Raw genomic sequence first — 18,399 nt, 5'->3', positions numbered from 1 at the left:
CAGGACGTGCGTCATGCTTAGTGACAGTTGCGGCAGAATGCGTTCAATGACGTGGAGCAGTTTCTTTTTCTCCGCGGTGCAGCCAATTTGCCACGCAAGACAGCCCCACAAAAGACGCGCGAATTGCCTGCGGTTCCGGCGGTGTCGCGGAGCGCAGTGATCGCTGTCGCGATCTTCCTGATCGCGCATCTGGCGCTGCTGATCGGCGTCACCACGCCGGAAAAATTCGTCTTCGACGAGGTGCATTACGTGCCGGCGGCGCGCCAGATGCTTGCGCCTGCGATGTCGCAGCCGATGCTCAATCCGATGCATCCGCCGCTGGCCAAGGAGCTGATCGCGGCATCGATCGCAACCTTCGGCGACAGCGCGCTCGGCTGGCGTTATCCCGCGACCTTGTTCGGCGCGCTCGCGATCGTCGCGATCTATCTGTGCGGACTCGCGCTGTTCGCAGCGCAGTCGCCGGCGATCGCCGCCGCGCTGATTGCGGCCTTCAACCAGATGCTCTACGTGCAGGCGCGCATCGCGATGCTGGATATCTTCGCGCTCGGCTTCGGTCTGCTCGCGACCGCCGCCTTCATGCATGGGTTTCGCAGGGAGCGGCCGCAAGCGCTGTTCGCGGTGGCGGGCAGCCTGTTCGGCCTTGCGGCCGCGTGTAAATGGAGCGGCCTGTTCCCGCTCGGCGTCTGCATCGTCGTCGTTGCGGTGATCCGCCTGATGCAGGGCTGGCACACGCTGTTCGCCGATGCAAAGCCGGACGACTGGTATCGGCCGGAGCTTTGGCCCGGCCTGAAGCTGCATCATGTCGCACTCTGCTTCGCCGTCCTGCCGGGCATGACTTATCTTGCCGCCTTCGTTCCGCTCTACGGATTGTCACTGCCGGACTTGATCGAGGCGCAGCGGCGGATCTTTGCCGACAACACCACGACGGCCATCGCCGGCCACACCTATATGAGCGCATGGCCGTCCTGGCCGCTGCTCGCGCGCCCGGTCTGGTTCCTGTTCGACAAGACGGCGGAGGACCACGTCGCTGCGATCGTCTTCCTCGGCAATCCCCTCGTGCTGTGGCCGGCACTGCTCGCACTCGCCATCGTGCTGCGCGACTTCATCCTGGCGCGGCGCTGGGAGGCATTCCTTATCGCGGCATTCTACTTCGGCCCCTGGCTCGCCTGGGCGTTGCTGCCGCGCACGCTGGGCTTCATCTACTACTATCTGCCGGCCGCGGCAGCGGCGTCGCTGGCGCTGGTCTATGCAATGCGCCGCGATGGGCTGCCGCGCTGGCTGCTGTGGGTCTATGTCGGCATCGCCGCGGCCGGCTTTGCGGTGATGCTGCCGATTTCCGCAGCCTTCGTCGGCACCTCGATGGGGAGCTTCAACCGGCTGATGCTGTTCCAAAGCTGGATATGATTTCGCCGCCTGCCGGGCTGCGGCAGGCGGCGTGTTTCACCCAGGGGCGGAGAGTTACTTCGCCGCGGTCTTGGTGTCCATGTTCACGACCTGGACCCGGCGGTTGATCGGGTCGGCGCCGTTGGCTGCATCCTTCAGCTTGGTCTCGCCGTAGCCGACGGTGACGAGATCGTTGCCGTTGAGGCCGTAATTCTGCATCAGGTACTTCTTGATGGTGTCGGCGCGCCGTTCGGAGAGACCTTGATTGTATGCTTCGCCACCCGTCGCGTCGGTGTGGCCGGCGACGACGAAGGTCGAGCCCTTCAGCGCCGGATCGGACAGCGCCTTGCCGAGCGCCTGGACCGAGGCCACCGACGTCTTGGCGATGTCGGCCGAGTTGTAGTCGAACTGGATCTCCAGATCGATTTTCGGCTTGGTCGCAGCGAGCTCGGCGATCTGCTCGCGCTCGCCCGTCGAGAGCGACCGGGTCGAGCGGTTCCGCACGGTGTTCAGGAAGGTCGCTTCCTTGGCCTGCACGGTCGTGTCGGCCTGGGGGCCAACGGACAGGCCGCGCGTCGCCGGCTTCGGCTTCAGCGCATCGACGATCTGGTCGGCGGAGAAGTTGTTGTCGCCGGCCAGCGCAAGGCCCGCCGTCATCGACAGGGCTGCGGAGAGGGTTATCGCCTTCAGTCCAAAGAATTTATCAAAACGGGTCATTGTCGTATCCTCGCTGTTACGCCTGATGGCGATTTGATGCTGCGAGCCTAGGGCAGGTTCAACGGCGTCGATGTGATCTTGGTCACATTCGAAACGACGAGCCGAGGGCACTCTGGTCCGGTTCGATCGTTCGCAGTCTGCTTTCGGGCCGGCAGTCGCGGGTTCCGGGAAACCCGAACGTCGCAAAGGCGTCGCCGCACCGCCCGCCCGCGAACAAGAATTCGACCAGATGCCCGCCTAGCACGCTTCAATCATTCGACAATTTGACGCGAAGGGAGGCGAGTTCCGTCCTGTGCCGAGGCCAAGTGACTATCAGCGCGACTATCAGTTCCATCGCAGCGGCCCGCCGGACCGGACAGTGACCCCGAGCACAATGCCCATCTATATCGGCGCGGCGATGATCGCGGTGGCGATCCTGCTGTCGACACTGATCACGGGGCTGACCTCGCGCTATGTCGGCCTGGAAGGGCCGACCGAGGAGAACATCTGGCTGGTCGATCGTCTCACCGGCAGTGTCTATCGGTGCCAGTCGGAGGGGCGCGGCAAGGCGTCGTGTGAACCCGATGTGGCGACCGGCAGCGTCGGGGAGCGCCCAAAAGCCGCACGTTAGGCGCAACGAAAATATCTTCTCTGCGAGCCGTTTGTCCGGGAAAGATGGATGCTGCGTTGGCCGGCATGTAGCCGGCTTCGTTTCCGGAGGAGAAATTGATGAAGACCCTGTTGCTCGCGGCAACGTTCGTTGCACTTGCTCTGTCTCCCGCATCCGCCGCCAAGATGGCATGCACCAGTGCGAACATGGCAAAGCTCGTTGGCGGGCTGGGCGGCGAAGACACGCCGGGCAAGATGGCAGCGAGGAAGTCGATGGCCTCGGCCAATTCCGAGATGAGCAAAGGCAACATGAGCGCCGCCTGCAAGCACTACATGAGCGCCGAAAAATCGATGGCGATGAAGTAAGGTTTCCTGCCGAACTTGCACGTTCTGGCCGCGCTGGCAGCAGATGGCAGCGCGGCTTTTTCTTTTTCGATTCTGCTCAGGTTCTTTCTCCCGGCACGAATCTCGCTACATTCCTCCTCGCAATGTCTCGCGCGCCCAAACCACTCCCGCTCACCACGACACAGGCCCGGCAGATCTGGCTGCATGCCCAGCGGCTGGATCAGCGCGCCCCGTTCGGCGAAGGCGCACAGGCCGCCGCGGCCGCTGTCGCCCATCTCGGCTATGTGCAGATCGACACCATCAACGTCATCGAGCGCTGCCATCACCACATCCTGTTCAGCCGGATCCCCTCCTACCACCGCGCCGATCTGCGCCATGCCCAGAGCATCGACAAGACCGTGTTCGAGTACTGGACGCACGCGCTCTCCTACGTGCCGGCGAACGACTTCCGCTTCTTCCTGCCGGCGATGCGCGAGCACCGCCGCGATGGGCACAAATGGTTCGCCGCGGTGAAGCCGGCCGACACGCGCAAGGTGATGCGGCTGCTGCGCACCGGGCCGCTGACGATCCGTGACATCGACGACGACGTGCTCGTCGAGAAGGAGCATCTGTGGCAGAGCCGCAAGCCGTCGAAGCGGGCGCTGCAGCTCGCCTTCTATACCGGCGCCGTCACCATCAGCGAGCGCCAGGGCATGCTCAAGACCTATGAGCTGACGACGCGTCATTTCGGCTGGGACAGGCTGCCGAAGCCGGCGCCGGCAAGCGAGATCACGGCCTATCTGCTCGATCGCGCGCTGCGCTCGCAGGGCGTGGTCAGCCTCGATTCGGTCTGCCATCTCGATGCGCCGAGCAAGAAGCCGGTCGCGCGCCTGATCGCCTCGCGCGTCCGCCGCGGCGAGCTCGTGCCTGTCGCGATCGAGGGCGCCGGCAAGCAGGAGCACTGGGCCTCGCCCGCAGCGCTCGAGCCGCATGAGGTATCGCCCGATCTCGTCCACATCCTTTCGCCGTTCGATCCCCTGATCATCCAGCGCAAGCGTACCAACCTCATCTTCGGCTACAACCATCTGTTCGAGGCCTATGTGCCGAAGGCCAAGCGCAAGCTCGGCTATTTCGCGCTGCCCGTGCTGGTCGGCGACGAGATCGTCGCCGCGCTCGATCTCAAGACCGACCGGCAGAACAAGAAGCTCTTGATGCAGAAATGGACCTGGGTCGGGCAGGGCAGGAAGACGGCGGGCCGCAAGGAGCTGAAGCGCGTGATCGAGGACGAGCTCGATCGCTTCGAGCGGTTTCAACTGGCGGAGTGAGGGCTTGGCATCCGTCTCGTAGGGTGGGCAAAGGCGCGTTAGCGCCGTGCCCACCATCTGCTTGTGGTGGGCACACTGCGCTTTGCCCACCCTACGAGGGTGTGCATCTTGGCAACTCGATCGATCCAAACGCCGAGCGCAATCCCGATCACGTAGGCCACGAGATTCCACAGCGAAAAGATGCGCCCCAATAGCAGCGCGCCGGCCGTGGTCAGCCGGAACGCATCGAGCCATGGCGTGTGCACCAGCCGGGAGAATTCGACGACGACGGCGATCACAGCCGCGATCGCCGCAATCTGCGTCTGCGTGAGTCTCGGCAGCACGGCTCCGACCAGCAGAAACACCATCGTGGCCCATAACAGCGAGCCGCCATACTTGACCACGAAGGCTGGAAACCCGAGCGGGAATCCGTACCAGCGCAGCGACAGCCCGCAGACGATCACCGCGAGTGCGAGGCCGGCGCGGATCAGCGAGATCCGCATCGGCGCCACGGGTTGATCCGGCTGCGCTCCGCGCATTGCTCGCTCCATTGACTCTTTGCCCGCGATGCTCAAAACCGCCTGTTGAGCCCTAGAAAAGCAACAACCCGGGGGAAGCCATGAGCCAAACCACCTATGCCGGTTCTGTCGGCGGTGCCAAGAGCGCCAAGAGCGACATCGAAACCGCGACCATCCGCGCCATTTCCTGGCGCCTGATTCCCTTCCTGGTGCTGGCCTACTTCTTCTCCTATCTCGACCGCGTCAATCTCGGCTTTGCCGCGCTGACCATGAATGCGGACCTGAAGTTCACGCCGCTGATCTTCTCCTGGGGCGCCGGCATCTTCTTCATCGGCTATTTCATCTTCGAGGTGCCGAGCAATCTGGCGCTGGAGAAATTCGGCGCCAGCCGCTGGATCGCCCGGATCATGGTGACCTGGGGCATCATCTCGGCGCTGATGGCGATGGTCAGCGGCGTCACCAGCTTCTATGTGCTGCGCTTCCTGCTCGGCGTGGCCGAAGCCGGCTTCTTCCCGGGCATCATCCTCTATCTCACCTATTGGTATCCGGCCGAATATCGCGCCCGCTTTCTTGCGGCCTTCGCCATTGCGGTGCCGGTCTCGACCGTGATCGGCGCACCGATCTCGGGCCTGTTGCTCGGGCTCGACGGCATGATGGGGCTGAAAGGCTGGCAATGGCTGTTCATCATCGAGGGCATCCCGTCGGTGCTGCTCGGCATCGTCACCTGGTTCTACCTCACCGACAAGCCGGGGAAGGCGGACTGGCTCTCGGCCGAGCAGAAGGCGTGGCTCAAGGCGAAGCTCGATTCGGAGATTGCGGCCAAGCAGGCGGTGAAGCATTTCTCGCTCGGGGAGGCGCTGTCTTCACCGAAGGTAATCGCGCTCAGCCTGATCTATTTCGGCTTCGTCGGCGCGCTCTACGGCATGCAGTTCTGGCTGCCGCAGATCGTCAAGGCGTTCGGCCTCACCAACGCCCAGACCGGATTCGTCACCGCGATCCCGTATCTGTTCGGCACCATCGCCATGATCCTGTGGGCGCGGCATTCGGATGCGAGCCGCGAGCGCGTCATGCATGTCGGCGCGCCGCTGCTGCTCACGGCGATTGCGCTCGGCACTTCCTCCTATCTCACTGATCCCACGCTGACCATGGTGGTGCTGACGGTCGCCGCGATCGGCGTGTTCTGCTGCTTCGGCGTGTTCTGGACGCTGCCGACCGCCTGGCTCTCCGGCACGGCGGCCGCCGGCGCCATCGCGCTAATCAACTCGATCGGGAACCTCGCCGGATTCGGCGGGCCGTACCTGATTGGCTGGGTCAAGGAAGCGACGGGGCAGACCTCGACCGGTCTGCTTGTGCTCGCCGTGCTGCCGCTGCTCGCGGGCATCCTGGTGTTCGTCGGCGGCCACGACAGCAAGCACGAATTCGGCGAGCGGGGCCAGTGAGAGATCTTCGTAACGGCAAAGGCGCTCTTCGCGCCGGGCCCACCATCTTCCCCGACCGAGCGGTCTGGTGGGCACGCTACGCTTTGCCCACCCTACAATAGCACCTCGCGGCTAGGCTTATTCTTCTCCTTACCACCCCTTAACGATCACGCATTCCTGATGAATGACGATTATTGACTTTTATCAGTGAACAGTCGACATTCCTCTCAATCGAGATGCAGGAGTGTCCTTCGATGTTCGTCCGGTCGGTTTTGTCGAGCTATTCCAAGCTTTTGGCAGGAGCGGCGCTCGCCCTGATGGCCGTTTCGCTGGCAGGGTGCAACGATACCGTCGCCGAGAAGGCCGAGCCGCCGCGACCGGTTCTGGTGGCAACCGCCCATTATGATGCCGAGACGCCGGAGCGCAGCTTCGTCGGCACCATCCGCCCCAGGATCGAGAGCGATCTCGGCTTCCGCGTCGCCGGCAAGGTTGCCAAGCGCCTCGTCGAAGTCGGCCAGACGGTCGACATCGGCCAGCCGCTCGCCACCCTCGACGAGGTCGATTTGAAGCTCCAGGCCGAGCAGGCCGTTGCCGAGCAGAGCGCCGCAACCGGCGTGCTGGCCCAGGCCGCCGCCGCCGAGCAGCGCGCCAAGGACCTCAAGGCCAAGGGCTGGACCACGGACGCCCAGCTCGACCAGAGCCGCGCCGCCGCCGATGAAGCCCGTGCGCGCTTGAACCGGGCCGAGCGCTCGGTCGAGTTGACCAAGAATTCCCTTTCCTACGCGACGCTCGTTGCCGACGCCCGCGGCGTCGTCACCGCAACGCTGATCGAGCCCGGCCAGGTGGTAGCCGCGGGCCAGGCTTCGATCCGTGTCGCCCGCTTTGCCGAGAAGGAAGCGGTCGTCGCGATCCCTGAGACGCTGGTTGGACGTGCCAAGTCGGGCGTCGCCAGCGTCACTCTTTGGTCTGAGCCGAACAAGAAATACACGGCCAAGCTGCGCGAGATCGCGCCGGCGGCGGATCCCGCCACGCGCACCTATCTGGCAAAGTTCTCGCTGCCCGAGGCCGACGACAAGGTCGCGCTCGGCATGACCGCGACGCTGACGCTGTCGGATGCCGCCAGCGAGCGGGTCGCGCGGCTGCCGCTGTCGGCGCTGTTCAACGAGGGCGGCAAGCCGTCCTTCTACGTCGTCGACGACAACGGTGGCGTCACGCTCAAGCCGGTCACGGTGAAGTCCTACGAGAGCAAGGACGTCGTCATCACCGGCGGTGTGGAGGAGGGCGCCAAGATCGTCGCCCTCGGCGTGCAGAAGCTCGATCCGGGCCAGAGGGTACGGATCGTGTCGTCGCTGAGTTTCTAGTTCTTACCGCTCTGGGTTCGCCCTGCGGTCGCCCCGGAGCGGCAAGAGCAATGAGTTTGTCGTGTGAGGTGAGTTTCGGCCGTTGTCCCTAAGCAAAGGCTGAAGCGGCGAAGCGATCCAGAACCTGCCCAGCCCCCTGGATTGCTTCGCTGCCTCGCCACGACGGTTCGAGCAAAGCGGCTGTCGTTGTTTGCAACTGGATCGTCTTTCGGAGAGTGCGATGAAGCGCTTCAACCTTTCGGCCTGGGCCGTCAGCCATCCGACGCTGGTGCTCTTCCTGATGCTCGTGCTCGGCGTCGCCGGCTTCTTCTCCTACGAGAAGCTCGGGCGTGCTGAGGACCCGTTCTTCACGGTGAAGGTGGTCAACGTCTCCGTGATCTGGCCCGGCGCGACCGCGCAGGAAATGCAGACCCAGGTCGCCGATCCCATCGAGAAGAAGATCCAGGAGCTGCCCTATTTCGAGAAGGTGCAGACCTATTCCAAGCCCGCCTTCACCGCGCTCCAGGTCACCTTCCGCGATTCGACGCCGCCGAAGGACGTGCCGTACCTCTTCTATCTGCTGCGCAAGAAGCTGGTCGACGTGCAGGGCCAGCTGCCCTCCGGCATCCTCGGGCCCGTCGTCAACGACGAGTTCTCCGATGTCGATTCCATCCTCTACATGATGACCGGCGACGGCGCCGACTATGCCCAGCTCAAGAAGGTCTCCGAAGGCTTTCGCCAGCGCCTGCTCAAGGTGCCCGGCGTGACCAAGGTTGACGTCTACGGCAACCAGGATGAGCGCATCTTCGTCGAATTCAGCCATGCCAAGCTCGCCACGCTCGGCATCACGCCGCAGGCCCTGTTCGATTCGCTCGCCAAGCAGAACAACGTGACCCCGGCCGGCACGGTCGAGACCTCCTCGCAGCGCGTGCCGCTGCGCGTCACCGGCGCGCTCGACGGTGCCAAGGCCGTCGCCGAAACGCCGGTCGAGAGCAACGGCCGCGTGTTCCGTCTCGGCGATATCGCCACCGTCACCCACGGCTATGTCGATCCGCCGAGCTTCGTCGTGCGCCAGGAAGGCAAGCCCGCCATCGGCATCGGCGTCGTCACCGCCAAGGGCGCCAACATCCTCGAGCTCGGCAAGCAGGTCGAGAAGGCGACGGCCGACTTCATGAAGTCGGTGCCGCAGGGCGTCGACGTCAGGCTGATCGCCGACCAGCCCAAGGTAGTCGAGCACGCCGTCGGCGAGTTCGTGCATTCCTTCATGGAAGCGCTCGTCATCGTCCTGTTCGTCTCGTTCCTGGCGCTCGGCTGGCGCACCGGCATCGTGGTCGCGCTGTCGGTGCCCTTGGTGCTCGGCATCGTCTTCGTCGTCATGAACACGATGTCGCTCGACCTGCACCGCATCACGCTCGGCGCGCTGATCATCGCGCTCGGCCTGCTCGTCGACGACGCCATCATCGCGGTCGAGATGATGGTGGTGAAGATGGAGCAGGGCTGGGACCGCATGCGCGCGGCGTCCTTTGCCTGGGAATCTACTGCGTTTCCGATGCTCACGGGAACGCTGGTCACGGCCGCTGGCTTCCTCCCCATCGGCTTTGCCAATTCCGCGGTCGGCGAATATGCCGGCAGCATCTTCTGGATCGTGGCGATCGCGCTGGTCGCCTCCTGGTTCGTGGCGGTGATCTTCACGCCCTATATCGGCGTCAAGCTGCTGCCCGAAATGAAGGCCCACCACAACCATGATCCGCATGCGGTCTACGAGACCCGCATGTACCGCGGCCTGCGCGCCATCGTGCAATGGTGCGTCAACCACCGCATCACCGTGGTGGTCGCGACCGTCGGCGTCTTCGTCGCCTCGATCGTCGGGTTTGGCCATGTCCAGCAGCAGTTCTTCCCGCTGTCGGAGCGGCCCGAGCTGTTCCTGCAGCTGCGCCTGCCCGAGGGCACCGCCTTCAACGTCACCGAAAAGGCGGTGAAGAAGGCCGAGACGCTGCTCAAGGACGACAAGGACATCGAGACCTATACCGCCTATGTCGGCCAGGGCTCGCCGCGCTTCTGGCTCGGCCTCAACCCGCAGCTTCCGAACGAGGCCTTTGCCGAAATCGTCATCGTCGCCAAGGGCGTCGAGGCGCGCGAGCGCATCAAGGCCAAGATCGAGACCGCGGCTGCCGAGGGCTTCCTGACCGAGGCGCGCGTGCGCGTCGACCGCTTCAATTTCGGCCCGCCGGTCGGCTTCCCCGTCCAGTTCCGCGTGATCGGCCCGGATGCCAACAAGGTCCGCGAGATCGCCTACCAGGTCCGCGACGTCATGCGGGAGAACAAGAGCGTCAAGGACGTCCAGCTCGACTGGAACGAGCAGTCACCTTACCTGAAGCTCGTCGTCGACCAGGACCGCGCCCGCGCCATGGGCCTGACCCCGCAGGACGTCTCGCAGGCGCTGGCGATGCTGATCTCGGGCTCGCAGGTCACCACCGTGCGCGACGGCATCGAGAAGGTCGGCGTGGTCGCCCGTGCGATCCCGTCCGAGCGTCTCGATCTCGGCGGCGTCGGCGATCTCACCATCACCTCGCGCAATGGCGTCGCCGTGCCGCTGCAGCAGATCGCTCGAATCGAATATGCCCACGAGGAGCCGATCATGTGGCGGCGCAACCGCGACATGGCGATCACCGTGCGCTCCGACGTCGTCGACGGCGTGCAGGCGCCCGACGTCACCAACCAGATCACGCCGAAGCTGAAGGCGATCAAGGATCATCTCGAGCCGGCCTACCGGATCGAGCCGGGCGGCGCGTTCGAGGAATCCGCCAAGGGCAACGCCTCGATCTTCATCCTCTTCCCGGTGATGGTCATGGTGATGCTGACGCTGCTGATGATCCAGCTGCAGAGCTTCTCACGCCTGATCCTGGTGTTCCTGACCGCGCCGCTCGGCATCGTCGGTGCCTCGCTCGGCCTCAACGTCGCCAACGCCCCGTTCGGCTTCGTGGCGCTGCTCGGCCTGATCGCGCTCGCCGGCATGATCATGCGCAACGCGGTCATCCTGGTCGACCAGATCGAGACCGACGTCAGCCACGGCCTGACCCGGCGCGAGGCGATCGTTGAGGCGACCGTCCGTCGTGCCCGACCGGTGGTGCTGACGGCGCTCGCCGCCATTCTCGCCATGATACCGCTGTCGCGCTCGGCCTTCTGGGGCCCGATGGCGATCACCATCATGGGCGGCCTGTTCGTCGCGACCTTCCTGACGCTCCTGTACCTGCCGGGCCTCTACGCCCTGTGGTTCCGCAAGAGCCTGGATGAGGCCGGAACGCCCGAGCAGCCTGCCGCGCCGCAGCATGGGAGCGATGACCCGCACGCAATTCCGCTTGCCGAAGCGGCTGAATAGATGAGAAGACTGCTGACCAACGAGTCCTGACTGATGGCCCTTGTTTCGGAACATATCGAAGTCGACACCCGGGATCGCATCCTCGAGGTGGCCGAGCGGCTGTTCCGCCAGATCGGCTACCAGAAGACGACGGTCGGCGACATCGCCAAGGAGCTCAGGATGAGCCCCGCCAACGTGTATCGCTTCTTCGAATCGAAGAAGGCGATCCATCAGGCGGTGGCGCGGGGCCTGATGGGCGAGGTCGAGCTGGAGGCGCAGCGGATCGTGGCAAAGCCCGGTCCGGTCAAGGAGCGCTTCCGCGAGCTGCTCACCACCATCAATCGCATGAACACCGAGCGCTATGTCGGCGACAACAAGCTGCACGAGATGGTCGCGATCGCGATGGAGGAGGACTGGGACGTCTGCGTCGCCCATATGGAGTGCATCGCCGGCGTCATCGGCCAGATGATCGCGCAAGGCGTCGCCTCCGGCGAGTTCGAGGCGCCCGACCTGCAACTGGCCTCGCTGTGCGCCTGCACCGCGATGATTCGCTTCTTCCATCCCCAGATGATCGCCCAGTGCGCCACCAAGCCGGGCCCGACCATCGACCAGATGATCGATTTCGTCATCGCGGGTCTGTCGCCGCGCCACTGACGGGCGGGGGCGTTTGCTCCTATAAGCAGACTGATCGCCCCGGCATGACCGCCGGAGGCGGGCCGGGACGGACCCACAAACTCCGTCATTGCGAGCCAACGGGTCCGCGCGAAGCGCGGCCCGATGACAGGCTCCACGAAGCAATCCAGACTGTCTCCGCGGAGGGATTCTGGATTGCTTCGCTGCGCTCGCAATGACGAAAAGGAAGCAAGCGCGGTGACCGACAAAGACCTGTACTTCTACGAGCCCTCCAAGGGCCACGGCCTCAAGCACGATCCCTTCAACGCCATCATCGCGCCGCGGCCGATCGGCTGGATCTCCTCGCGCGACGCCAGGGGCCACGTCAACCTCGCGCCCTACAGCTTCTTCAACGCGTTCTGCTACGTGCCGCCGATAATCGGCTTCTCCTCCACCAACTGGAAGGACACGGTGGCGAACATGGAGCAGACCCGCGAGTTCGTCTGGAATCTCACCACGATGGATCTCGCCAAGCACATGAACGCGACCGCGGCGCATCTGGCGCCGGAGGTCGACGAGTTCGAGGTCGCGGGGCTCACGGCCGTGCCCGGCAAGGTCGTCAATGTCCCGCGCGTGGCTGAGAGTCCCGTCGCCTTCGAGTGCAAGGTCTCCGACATCGTCCGCCTCAAGGGCGCCGACGGCAAGGAGGCCGATGCCTGGCTGACGCTCGGCGAAGTCGTCGCCGTCCACATCGACAAGGCCTTGATCAAGGACGGCGTCTACCAGACCGCCGCCGCCCGCCCCATCGTCCGCGCCGGCCGCCGCGGCGATTACTTCGAGATCAAGCCGGAAAACATGTTCGAGATGGTCCGGCCGGATTAGGTCACTCCGTCATTCCGGGGCGACGCGTAGCGTCGAGCCCGGAATCCATAACCACCATCGGGAGTATGGATTCTCAGGTGCGCAATTGCGCACCGTAGCTCGCGCCAAGAGGCGCGCCCCGGAATGACGCTGAGAGGACATTGCCGCAAACCCCCTCCCGGAACTGTCCCCACGCCCCGGCCGTTATCGCCTGGGCGGCCGCCCGGCCGCGTCAATTCGCTTGTTTTTGCCCGCGAAGTGTTCACGCACCCCGGCCACTTTCCGCTAAAATGCCCGATACCCGCGCCGATGCATGAGGTCCGCCATGAGCTTCCGCCGCGACACCATCACAAAGCCGATCTTCTCCTGGGCGCGCGGCGTGCTGCCGGCGATGTCCGACACCGAGCGGGAGGCGCTGGAGGCGGGCGACGTCTGGTGGGATGCCGATCTCTTCACCGGCAACCCTGATTGGTCGAAGCTGCTGAAGGTCCCGCAGGCGAGGCTGACGGACGAGGAACGGGCGTTCCTGAGTGGCCCCGTCGACGAGCTCTGTGCCATGCTCGACGAGTGGAAGATTTTCTGGGAAACGCGCGACCTGCCGCAGGACGTCTGGCACTTCGTCAAGCGCGAAAAGTTCTTCGGCATGATCATTCCGAAGGAGTTCGGCGGCCTCGGCTTCTCGCCCTACGCGCATTCGGAAGTCGTACGCAAGATCTCGACCCGCTCGATCGCGGTCGCGGTCACCGTGATGGTGCCGAACTCGCTCGGCCCCGGCGAGCTCCTGATGCGCTTCGGCACGCACGAGCAGCAGCAGCGCTGGCTGCCGCGGCTCGCCGACGGACGCGAGATTCCCTGCTTCGGACTCACCAGCCCGGAAGCCGGCTCGGATGCCGCCTCGATGGTCGATACCGGCATCATCTGCAAGGGCGAATTCGAGGGGCGCGAGGTCGTCGGCCTCCGCCTCAACTGGCACAAGCGCTACATCACGCTCGGTCCGGTCGCGACGCTGCTGGGCCTTGCCTTCAAGGCCTATGATCCCGATCATCTCGTCGGGGGCCAGGAAGAGCTCGGCATCACCGTGGCACTGATCCCGACGAACTTGCCCGGCGTCGAGATCGGGCAGCGCCACCTGCCCTCGATGCAGGTCTTTCAGAACGGCCCGAACTGGGGTCGCGACGTCTTCATTCCGCTCGACTATGTCATCGGCGGGAAGGAGCGCCTGGGGCAGGGCTGGAAGATGCTGATGACCGCGCTCGCCGCCGGCCGCGGCATCTCGCTGCCGTCACTGTCGGCGGCCGGCGCCGCCTATGCGGCGCGCACCACCGGCGCCTATGCCCGCATCCGCGAGCAGTTCGGAATCTCGATCTCCAAGTTCGAAGGCGTCGAGGAGCCGCTCGCGCGCATCGTCGCCACCGCCTATCAGCTCGACGCGGCGCGCCGGCTGACCTGCGCGGCGCTCAATGCCGGCGTCCATCCCGCCGTCATCTCCGGCATCATGAAGCTGCACGCGACCGAGCGGATGCGCACCGCGATCGACGACGCCATGGACATCCATGGCGGCAAGGCCGTGATCGACGGTCCGCAAAACTATCTCGGCAATCTCCACCGCGCCGTGCCGGTCGGCATCACGGTCGAAGGCGCCAATATCCTGACCCGCAATCTCATCGTGTTCGGGCAAGGAGCGATCCGTGCCCATCCTTACCTGCTCGACGAGATGAATTCGCTCGCCGATACCGATCGCGAGCGCGGCCTCAGCGCGTTCGACAAGACGTTCTGGAAGCATGTCGCCCACAGCTTCCGGACCCTGTTCCGCGCCTTCGGCCGGAGCTGGACCTTTGGCGCCTTCGCGCCGGCGCCGGATGCGGGCGACGCCACGCCCTTCTACCGCCAGCTCTCGCGCTACTCCGCGGCGTTTGCGTTCTGCGCCGACATGGCGCTGCTGACGCTCGGCGGCGCGCTCAAGCGCAAGGAGATGCTGTCGGCCCGCTTCGGCGACATCCTGTCCGAGCTCTACCTGCTCTCGGCCGCGCTGAAGCGCTGGCAGGACGAGGGGCGGCAGAAGGAGGATTTCGCGGCGCTGGAATGGTGCATGGCGACCGGGCTCAAAACCATCGAGAACCGGCTTGCCGAAATCCTGGCCAATTTGCCTAACCGCTTCGTCGCCGGCCTCCTCAAGCTCGTGGTCCAGCCGTTCGGCGCCCGCGTGCTCGGCCCGTCCGATCGCGTCGTGCACCAATGCGCTGCCATCGTGCTGGACCCGTCCGCGGCACGCGAGCGCCTCACCCCGGATCTCGCTCATGTCGACGACGACGGCGGCTTTGCCCGGCTGGAGCGCGCGTTTAAGCTGGTCGCGGCGACAGATGCGATCGCCAGGCGCATGCGTGCTGCGCATATCCGCGACTGGAAGGAGGCCGTCAGCAAGGGCGTGGTCACCCAGGCTGAGGGCGAGCAGCTTGCTGCAGCTCATGAAGCCGTCACAAAAGTGATAGAGGTCGACGATTTTGCGCCGGAGGCGCTGTCGCCGATTTACAAGAAAACCGTCAATGTGCATCAGTTCTTCCAGGAACTCGGTGAGCAGAGGGCGGCGAGCTGATGGCACGACCGGTATTTATCGTCGACGGCAGCCGGACGCCGTTCCTGAAGGCGCGTTCGGGGCCCGGGCCGTTCACGCCGGTCGATCTCGCCGTGCAGTGCGGCCGGCCGCTGCTGGCGCGGCAGCCGTTCTCGCCCGATAGCTTCGACCAGCTCATCCTCGGCTGCGTCAACGTGATCGCTGACGAGATGAACCCGGCCCGCGTCGCCGCGCTTCGGCTCGGCATGGGCGAGGACATGGTCGCCTTCACCGTGCAGATCAATTGCGGCTCGGGCATGCAGTCGATCGACACCGCCTATCGCTATATCCGCGAAGGCCATGCCGACATGATTTTGGCTGGAGGCACCGAGGCCTTGAGCCACGCGCCGCTGGTCTGGCCGAATTCCGGCGTGCGCTGGTTCGCCGGTCTTGCCACTGCCAAGGGCGTTGCCGCGAAGATCGCCTCAGCGTTCAAGCTGAGGCCGCGCGATCTCAAGCCGATCATCGGCCTCGAGCGCGGCCTGACCGATCCAGTCACCGAGCTGAACATGGGCCAGACCGCCGAGGTCGTCGGCCATCTCTTCGGCATTACGCGCGCGCAGTCGGATGCCTATGCCGCCGAAAGCCATCGCCGGCTCGCGCATGCGCAAAGCGCGGGTTATCTGAAGGGTGAGGTCGAGACCGCATTCTCCCGCGACGGCAAGTTCTTCGACCACGACGACGGCGTGCGCCCGGACTCGACGGCCGAGACGCTCGCCAAGCTCCGGCCGGTGTTCGAGCGGCCGTGGGGCCAGGTCACGGCCGGCAATTCCTCCCAGATCACCGACGGTGCGTCTTGGGTGATCCTCGCCTCCGACGCCGCCGTGGCAAAGCACAAGCTCACGCCGAAAGCCGTCATCGTCGACAGCCATTGGGCCGCGCTCGATCCCAGCATCATGGGGCTCGGCCCGGTGATGTCGGTGACGCCGCTGCTCCAGCGCAACGACCTCACCATCAAGGACGTCGAGACCTGGGAGCTGAACGAGGCCTTCGCAACGCAAGTGCTCGGCTGTCTCGCCGCCTGGAACGATGACAAGTTCTGCCGCGAAATATTGCGGCTCGATGGTGCCGCCGGCGAGATCGACCGCGAGAGGCTGAACGTCGACGGCGGCGCGATTTCGCTCGGCCATCCCGTCGGCACCTCCGGCAATCGCATCGTGCTGCATCTCGTCAATGCGATGAAGCGGCTCGGCACGCGGCGCGGAATTGCCACCGAATGCATCGGCGGCGGGCTCGGTGGCGCCATGCTGATCGAGGCGGTGTGACCATGGATTCCAAGATCATGACCGCGCTCGGCGGCCGCGTGCTGGAGATCGGGCCGCGGCCCGCACCGGATGGTCCCTACAAGCACTTCAAGCTGACGCGCCATTCGGATGGTGTCGCCTGGCTGCTGTTCGACCGCGCTGACGCCAGCGCCAACACGCTCTCGTCCGACGTGATGGAGGAGTTCGACGCCGTGCTCGCGGCGATCGAGACCGAGCGCCCCGCCGGTCTCGTCATTCGCTCGGCAAAGCCGTCGGGCTTCATTGCCGGCGCGGATGTCAACGAATTCCGCGGCGCGTCCGATCCCGACATGGTCGAGACGCGCATCCGCGCCGCGCACGCGGTGGTCGACCATCTGGAAGCGCTAAAGCTGCCGACGGTCGCGGTCATTCACGGCTTCTGCCTCGGCGGCGGGCTCGAGGTGGCGCTGGCCTGCCAGGCGCGCATCGCCATCGAGGGGGCGCGTTTCGGCTTCCCGGAGGTGATGCTCGGCCTGCATCCCGGTCTCGGCGGCACCGCCCGGTTCACCGCGCTGGTCAATCCGACCCAGTCGATGGCGCTGATGCTGACCGGCCGCACCATCGACGCGCGCCGCGCCAAGGCGCTCGGCCTCGTCGACACCGTGACGCAGGAGCGCCACGTCCAGGGCGCGGTGAAGGATGCGCTGTTCGGCCGTCTGAAGCGGGCCAAGCCCGGTCTGCTGACGCGCGCCGCCAATCTCGGGCCGGTGCGCGGCCTGCTGGCCAAGCGCATGCGCGCGGAGGCCGCGAAGGCTGCATCGCGCGAGCATTATCCCGCGCCCTATGCGCTGATCGATCTCTGGGAGACCCACGGCGGCAGCAAGTCCGCGATGCTGAAGGCCGAGCAGGCCTCGTTCGCCAAGCTGATGGTGACGCCGACCGCGCAGAATCTGATCCGCGTCTTCTTCCTGCGCGAGCAGATGAAGAAGGCGGCAGGCTCCGCTAGCACGGTGAAGCAGGTCCACGTCATCGGCGCCGGCGCCATGGGCGGCGATATCGCGGCCTGGTGTGCGGGGCAGGGCTTTCGCGTCTCGCTCGCCGACATGAAGCCGGAGCCGATCGCGGGCGCAGTCAAACGCGCGGCCGAGCTCTACGGCAAGATCATCCGCAAGCCCACCGACGTGCGCGACGCGCTCGATCGCCTGATCCCCGACATGGACGGCGAGGGCGTCCGCAACGCCGATCTCATCATCGAGGCGGTGCCGGAGAAGCTGGAGCTGAAGCAGAAGGTCTATGCCGGGCTCGAGCCGCAGATGAAGCCCGGCGCGATCCTCGCGACCAACACGTCGAGCATTCCGCTCCAGGACCTGCGCACGACGCTGGCGCGGCCGGAGCGGCTGGTCGGCCTGCATTTCTTCAACCCGGTGTCGCGGCTGCAGCTGGTCGAGGTCGTCAGCCATGACGGCAACGATACACAAGTACTCAAAGAGGCGCTCGCCTTCGTCGGCGCCATCGACCGCCTGCCGCTCGCCGTGAAGAGCTCGCCCGGCTTCCTCGTCAACCGCGCGTTGACGCCTTACATGCTGGAAGCGATGGTGATGCTGGACGAGAAGACGGACCAACGCCTGATCGACGCTGCGGCCGAGCAGTTCGGGATGCCGATGGGACCGATCGAGCTCGCCGATCAGGTCGGGCTCGATATCTGCCTCGACGTCGGCGACATGCTGCGCACCAAATTCGGCGATCTCCTGCCGCCGACGCCGGCCTGGCTCCGCGAGAAGGTCACCAAGGGCGAGCTCGGCCGCAAGACCGGCAAGGGTTTTTACACCTGGAAGGACGGCAAGGCGGAGAAGACGCCGTTGCCGCAGACCGGTCCGCGCGTCACTGACCAGATGATCGACCGCCTGGTGCTGCCGATGTCCAACGTCTGCGTCGCGGCCCTTCGCGAAGGCATCGTCGACGATGCCGATGCAATCGATGGCGCCATGATCTTCGGCACCGGTTATGCACCGTTCCGCGGCGGTCCGCTGAACTATGCGCGCACGCGTGGCGTCGAAAACATTGTATCCACTCTTCGCGCGCTGGCTGAACGATTCGGCGCGCGTTTCGCGCCCGATCCGGGCTGGGACAATTTCAAGTGAG

General features: G+C 65.2%; 14 protein-coding genes. 12 read left to right on the top strand and 2 right to left on the bottom strand.

Annotation, left to right across the window (positions count from 1 at the left end; genetic code table 11):
- Window positions 1-123: 123 nt before the first annotated feature.
- Entirely contained in the window at window positions 124-1,404 is a 1,281-nt protein-coding gene (locus ACNJYA_RS32060) for a phospholipid carrier-dependent glycosyltransferase (RefSeq protein WP_439401320.1), read from the top strand.
- Between the two features lie 54 nt (window positions 1,405-1,458).
- On the opposite strand, the gene ACNJYA_RS32055 is transcribed toward ACNJYA_RS32060, so the two are convergent.
- Window positions 1,459-2,100 carry an OmpA family protein gene (locus ACNJYA_RS32055; RefSeq protein WP_172785846.1) on the bottom strand — a complete coding sequence of 214 codons (642 nt, stop codon included), beginning with the start codon at window positions 2,098-2,100 and terminating at the stop codon, window positions 1,459-1,461.
- Window positions 2,101-2,473: 373 nt separating this feature from the next.
- On the opposite strand from ACNJYA_RS32055, the gene ACNJYA_RS32050 reads away from it, so the two are divergent.
- The 3 genes from ACNJYA_RS32050 to ACNJYA_RS32040 all read left to right on the top strand — a co-directional run bounded on the left by ACNJYA_RS32050 (window position 2,474) and on the right by ACNJYA_RS32040 (window position 4,337).
- Window positions 2,474-2,710 carry a hypothetical protein gene (locus tag ACNJYA_RS32050; protein WP_172785959.1) on the top strand — a complete coding sequence of 79 codons (237 nt, stop codon included), beginning with the start codon at window positions 2,474-2,476 and terminating at the stop codon, window positions 2,708-2,710.
- Window positions 2,711-2,808: 98 nt separating this feature from the next.
- Window positions 2,809-3,054, top strand: coding sequence for a hypothetical protein (locus tag ACNJYA_RS32045; RefSeq protein ID WP_260383735.1), 246 nt, complete (start codon window positions 2,809-2,811; stop codon window positions 3,052-3,054).
- Window positions 3,055-3,176: 122 nt separating this feature from the next.
- Window positions 3,177-4,337: a winged helix-turn-helix domain-containing protein gene (locus tag ACNJYA_RS32040; protein ID WP_439401319.1), complete on the top strand. Its 1,161-nt coding sequence runs from the start codon at window positions 3,177-3,179 to the stop codon at window positions 4,335-4,337.
- A gap of 38 nt (window positions 4,338-4,375) precedes the next feature.
- On the opposite strand, the gene ACNJYA_RS32035 is transcribed toward ACNJYA_RS32040, so the two are convergent.
- On the bottom strand, window positions 4,376-4,855 hold the full coding sequence (locus ACNJYA_RS32035) for a DUF2809 domain-containing protein (protein WP_172785849.1): 480 nt from the start codon (window positions 4,853-4,855) through the stop codon (window positions 4,376-4,378).
- A gap of 80 nt (window positions 4,856-4,935) precedes the next feature.
- On the opposite strand from ACNJYA_RS32035, the gene ACNJYA_RS32030 reads away from it, so the two are divergent.
- The 8 genes from ACNJYA_RS32030 to ACNJYA_RS31995 all read left to right on the top strand — a co-directional run bounded on the left by ACNJYA_RS32030 (window position 4,936) and on the right by ACNJYA_RS31995 (window position 18,398).
- On the top strand, window positions 4,936-6,273 hold the full coding sequence (locus tag ACNJYA_RS32030) for an MFS transporter (protein ID WP_439401318.1): 1,338 nt from the start codon (window positions 4,936-4,938) through the stop codon (window positions 6,271-6,273).
- A gap of 233 nt (window positions 6,274-6,506) precedes the next feature.
- Window positions 6,507-7,613 (top strand): efflux RND transporter periplasmic adaptor subunit, encoded by a 1,107-nt coding sequence (locus ACNJYA_RS32025; RefSeq protein ID WP_439401317.1) that lies wholly within the window; start codon window positions 6,507-6,509, stop codon window positions 7,611-7,613.
- A gap of 220 nt (window positions 7,614-7,833) precedes the next feature.
- Entirely contained in the window at window positions 7,834-10,971 is a 3,138-nt protein-coding gene (locus ACNJYA_RS32020; protein WP_439401316.1) for an efflux RND transporter permease subunit, read from the top strand.
- A 33-nt stretch (window positions 10,972-11,004) separates the two neighbouring features.
- Complete coding sequence (locus tag ACNJYA_RS32015) at window positions 11,005-11,604, top strand: TetR/AcrR family transcriptional regulator (protein WP_212259013.1); 600 nt, start codon at window positions 11,005-11,007, stop codon at window positions 11,602-11,604.
- Window positions 11,605-11,820: 216 nt separating this feature from the next.
- A complete protein-coding gene (locus ACNJYA_RS32010) occupies window positions 11,821-12,444 on the top strand; it encodes a flavin reductase family protein (RefSeq protein WP_172785854.1) in 624 nt (207 codons plus the stop codon).
- Between the two features lie 304 nt (window positions 12,445-12,748).
- Window positions 12,749-15,016, top strand: a complete 2,268-nt coding sequence (locus tag ACNJYA_RS32005) for an acyl-CoA dehydrogenase (RefSeq protein ID WP_439401315.1) — start codon at window positions 12,749-12,751, stop codon at window positions 15,014-15,016.
- Complete coding sequence (locus tag ACNJYA_RS32000) at window positions 15,016-16,299, top strand: acetyl-CoA C-acetyltransferase (RefSeq protein WP_439401314.1); 1,284 nt, start codon at window positions 15,016-15,018, stop codon at window positions 16,297-16,299. The genes ACNJYA_RS32005 and ACNJYA_RS32000 overlap by 1 nt, the downstream gene beginning before the upstream one ends.
- A gap of 2 nt (window positions 16,300-16,301) precedes the next feature.
- Window positions 16,302-18,398, top strand: a complete 2,097-nt coding sequence (locus ACNJYA_RS31995; RefSeq protein WP_439401313.1) for a 3-hydroxyacyl-CoA dehydrogenase NAD-binding domain-containing protein — start codon at window positions 16,302-16,304, stop codon at window positions 18,396-18,398.
- Window position 18,399 lies beyond the last annotated feature (1 nt).

It is taken from the genome of Bradyrhizobium sp. BLXBL-01 (genome assembly GCF_051853025.1).
Lineage (GTDB): Bacteria > Pseudomonadota > Alphaproteobacteria > Rhizobiales > Xanthobacteraceae > Bradyrhizobium.
This window is presented reverse-complemented; position numbering and strand designations above follow the sequence as displayed.

Bases quoted from the DNA above. Each gene is read 5' to 3' on its own strand.
- ACNJYA_RS32030 (WP_439401318.1), top strand. From the start codon at position 4,936: ATGAGCCAAACCACCTATGCCGGTTCTGTCGGCGGTGCCAAGAGCGCC.
- ACNJYA_RS32040 (WP_439401319.1), top strand. From the start codon at position 3,177: ATGTCTCGCGCGCCCAAACCACTCCCGCTCACCACGACACAGGCCCGG.
- ACNJYA_RS32020 (WP_439401316.1), top strand. From the start codon at position 7,834: ATGAAGCGCTTCAACCTTTCGGCCTGGGCCGTCAGCCATCCGACGCTG.
- ACNJYA_RS32045 (WP_260383735.1), top strand. From the start codon at position 2,809: ATGAAGACCCTGTTGCTCGCGGCAACGTTCGTTGCACTTGCTCTGTCT.
- ACNJYA_RS32015 (WP_212259013.1), top strand. From the start codon at position 11,005: ATGGCCCTTGTTTCGGAACATATCGAAGTCGACACCCGGGATCGCATC.
- ACNJYA_RS32050 (WP_172785959.1), top strand. From the start codon at position 2,474: ATGCCCATCTATATCGGCGCGGCGATGATCGCGGTGGCGATCCTGCTG.
- ACNJYA_RS32035 (WP_172785849.1), bottom strand. From the start codon at position 4,855: ATGCGCGGAGCGCAGCCGGATCAACCCGTGGCGCCGATGCGGATCTCG.
- ACNJYA_RS32025 (WP_439401317.1), top strand. From the start codon at position 6,507: ATGTTCGTCCGGTCGGTTTTGTCGAGCTATTCCAAGCTTTTGGCAGGA.
- ACNJYA_RS32000 (WP_439401314.1), top strand. From the start codon at position 15,016: ATGGCACGACCGGTATTTATCGTCGACGGCAGCCGGACGCCGTTCCTG.
- ACNJYA_RS32055 (WP_172785846.1), bottom strand. From the start codon at position 2,100: ATGACCCGTTTTGATAAATTCTTTGGACTGAAGGCGATAACCCTCTCC.
- ACNJYA_RS32005 (WP_439401315.1), top strand. From the start codon at position 12,749: ATGAGCTTCCGCCGCGACACCATCACAAAGCCGATCTTCTCCTGGGCG.
- ACNJYA_RS31995 (WP_439401313.1), top strand. From the start codon at position 16,302: ATGGATTCCAAGATCATGACCGCGCTCGGCGGCCGCGTGCTGGAGATC.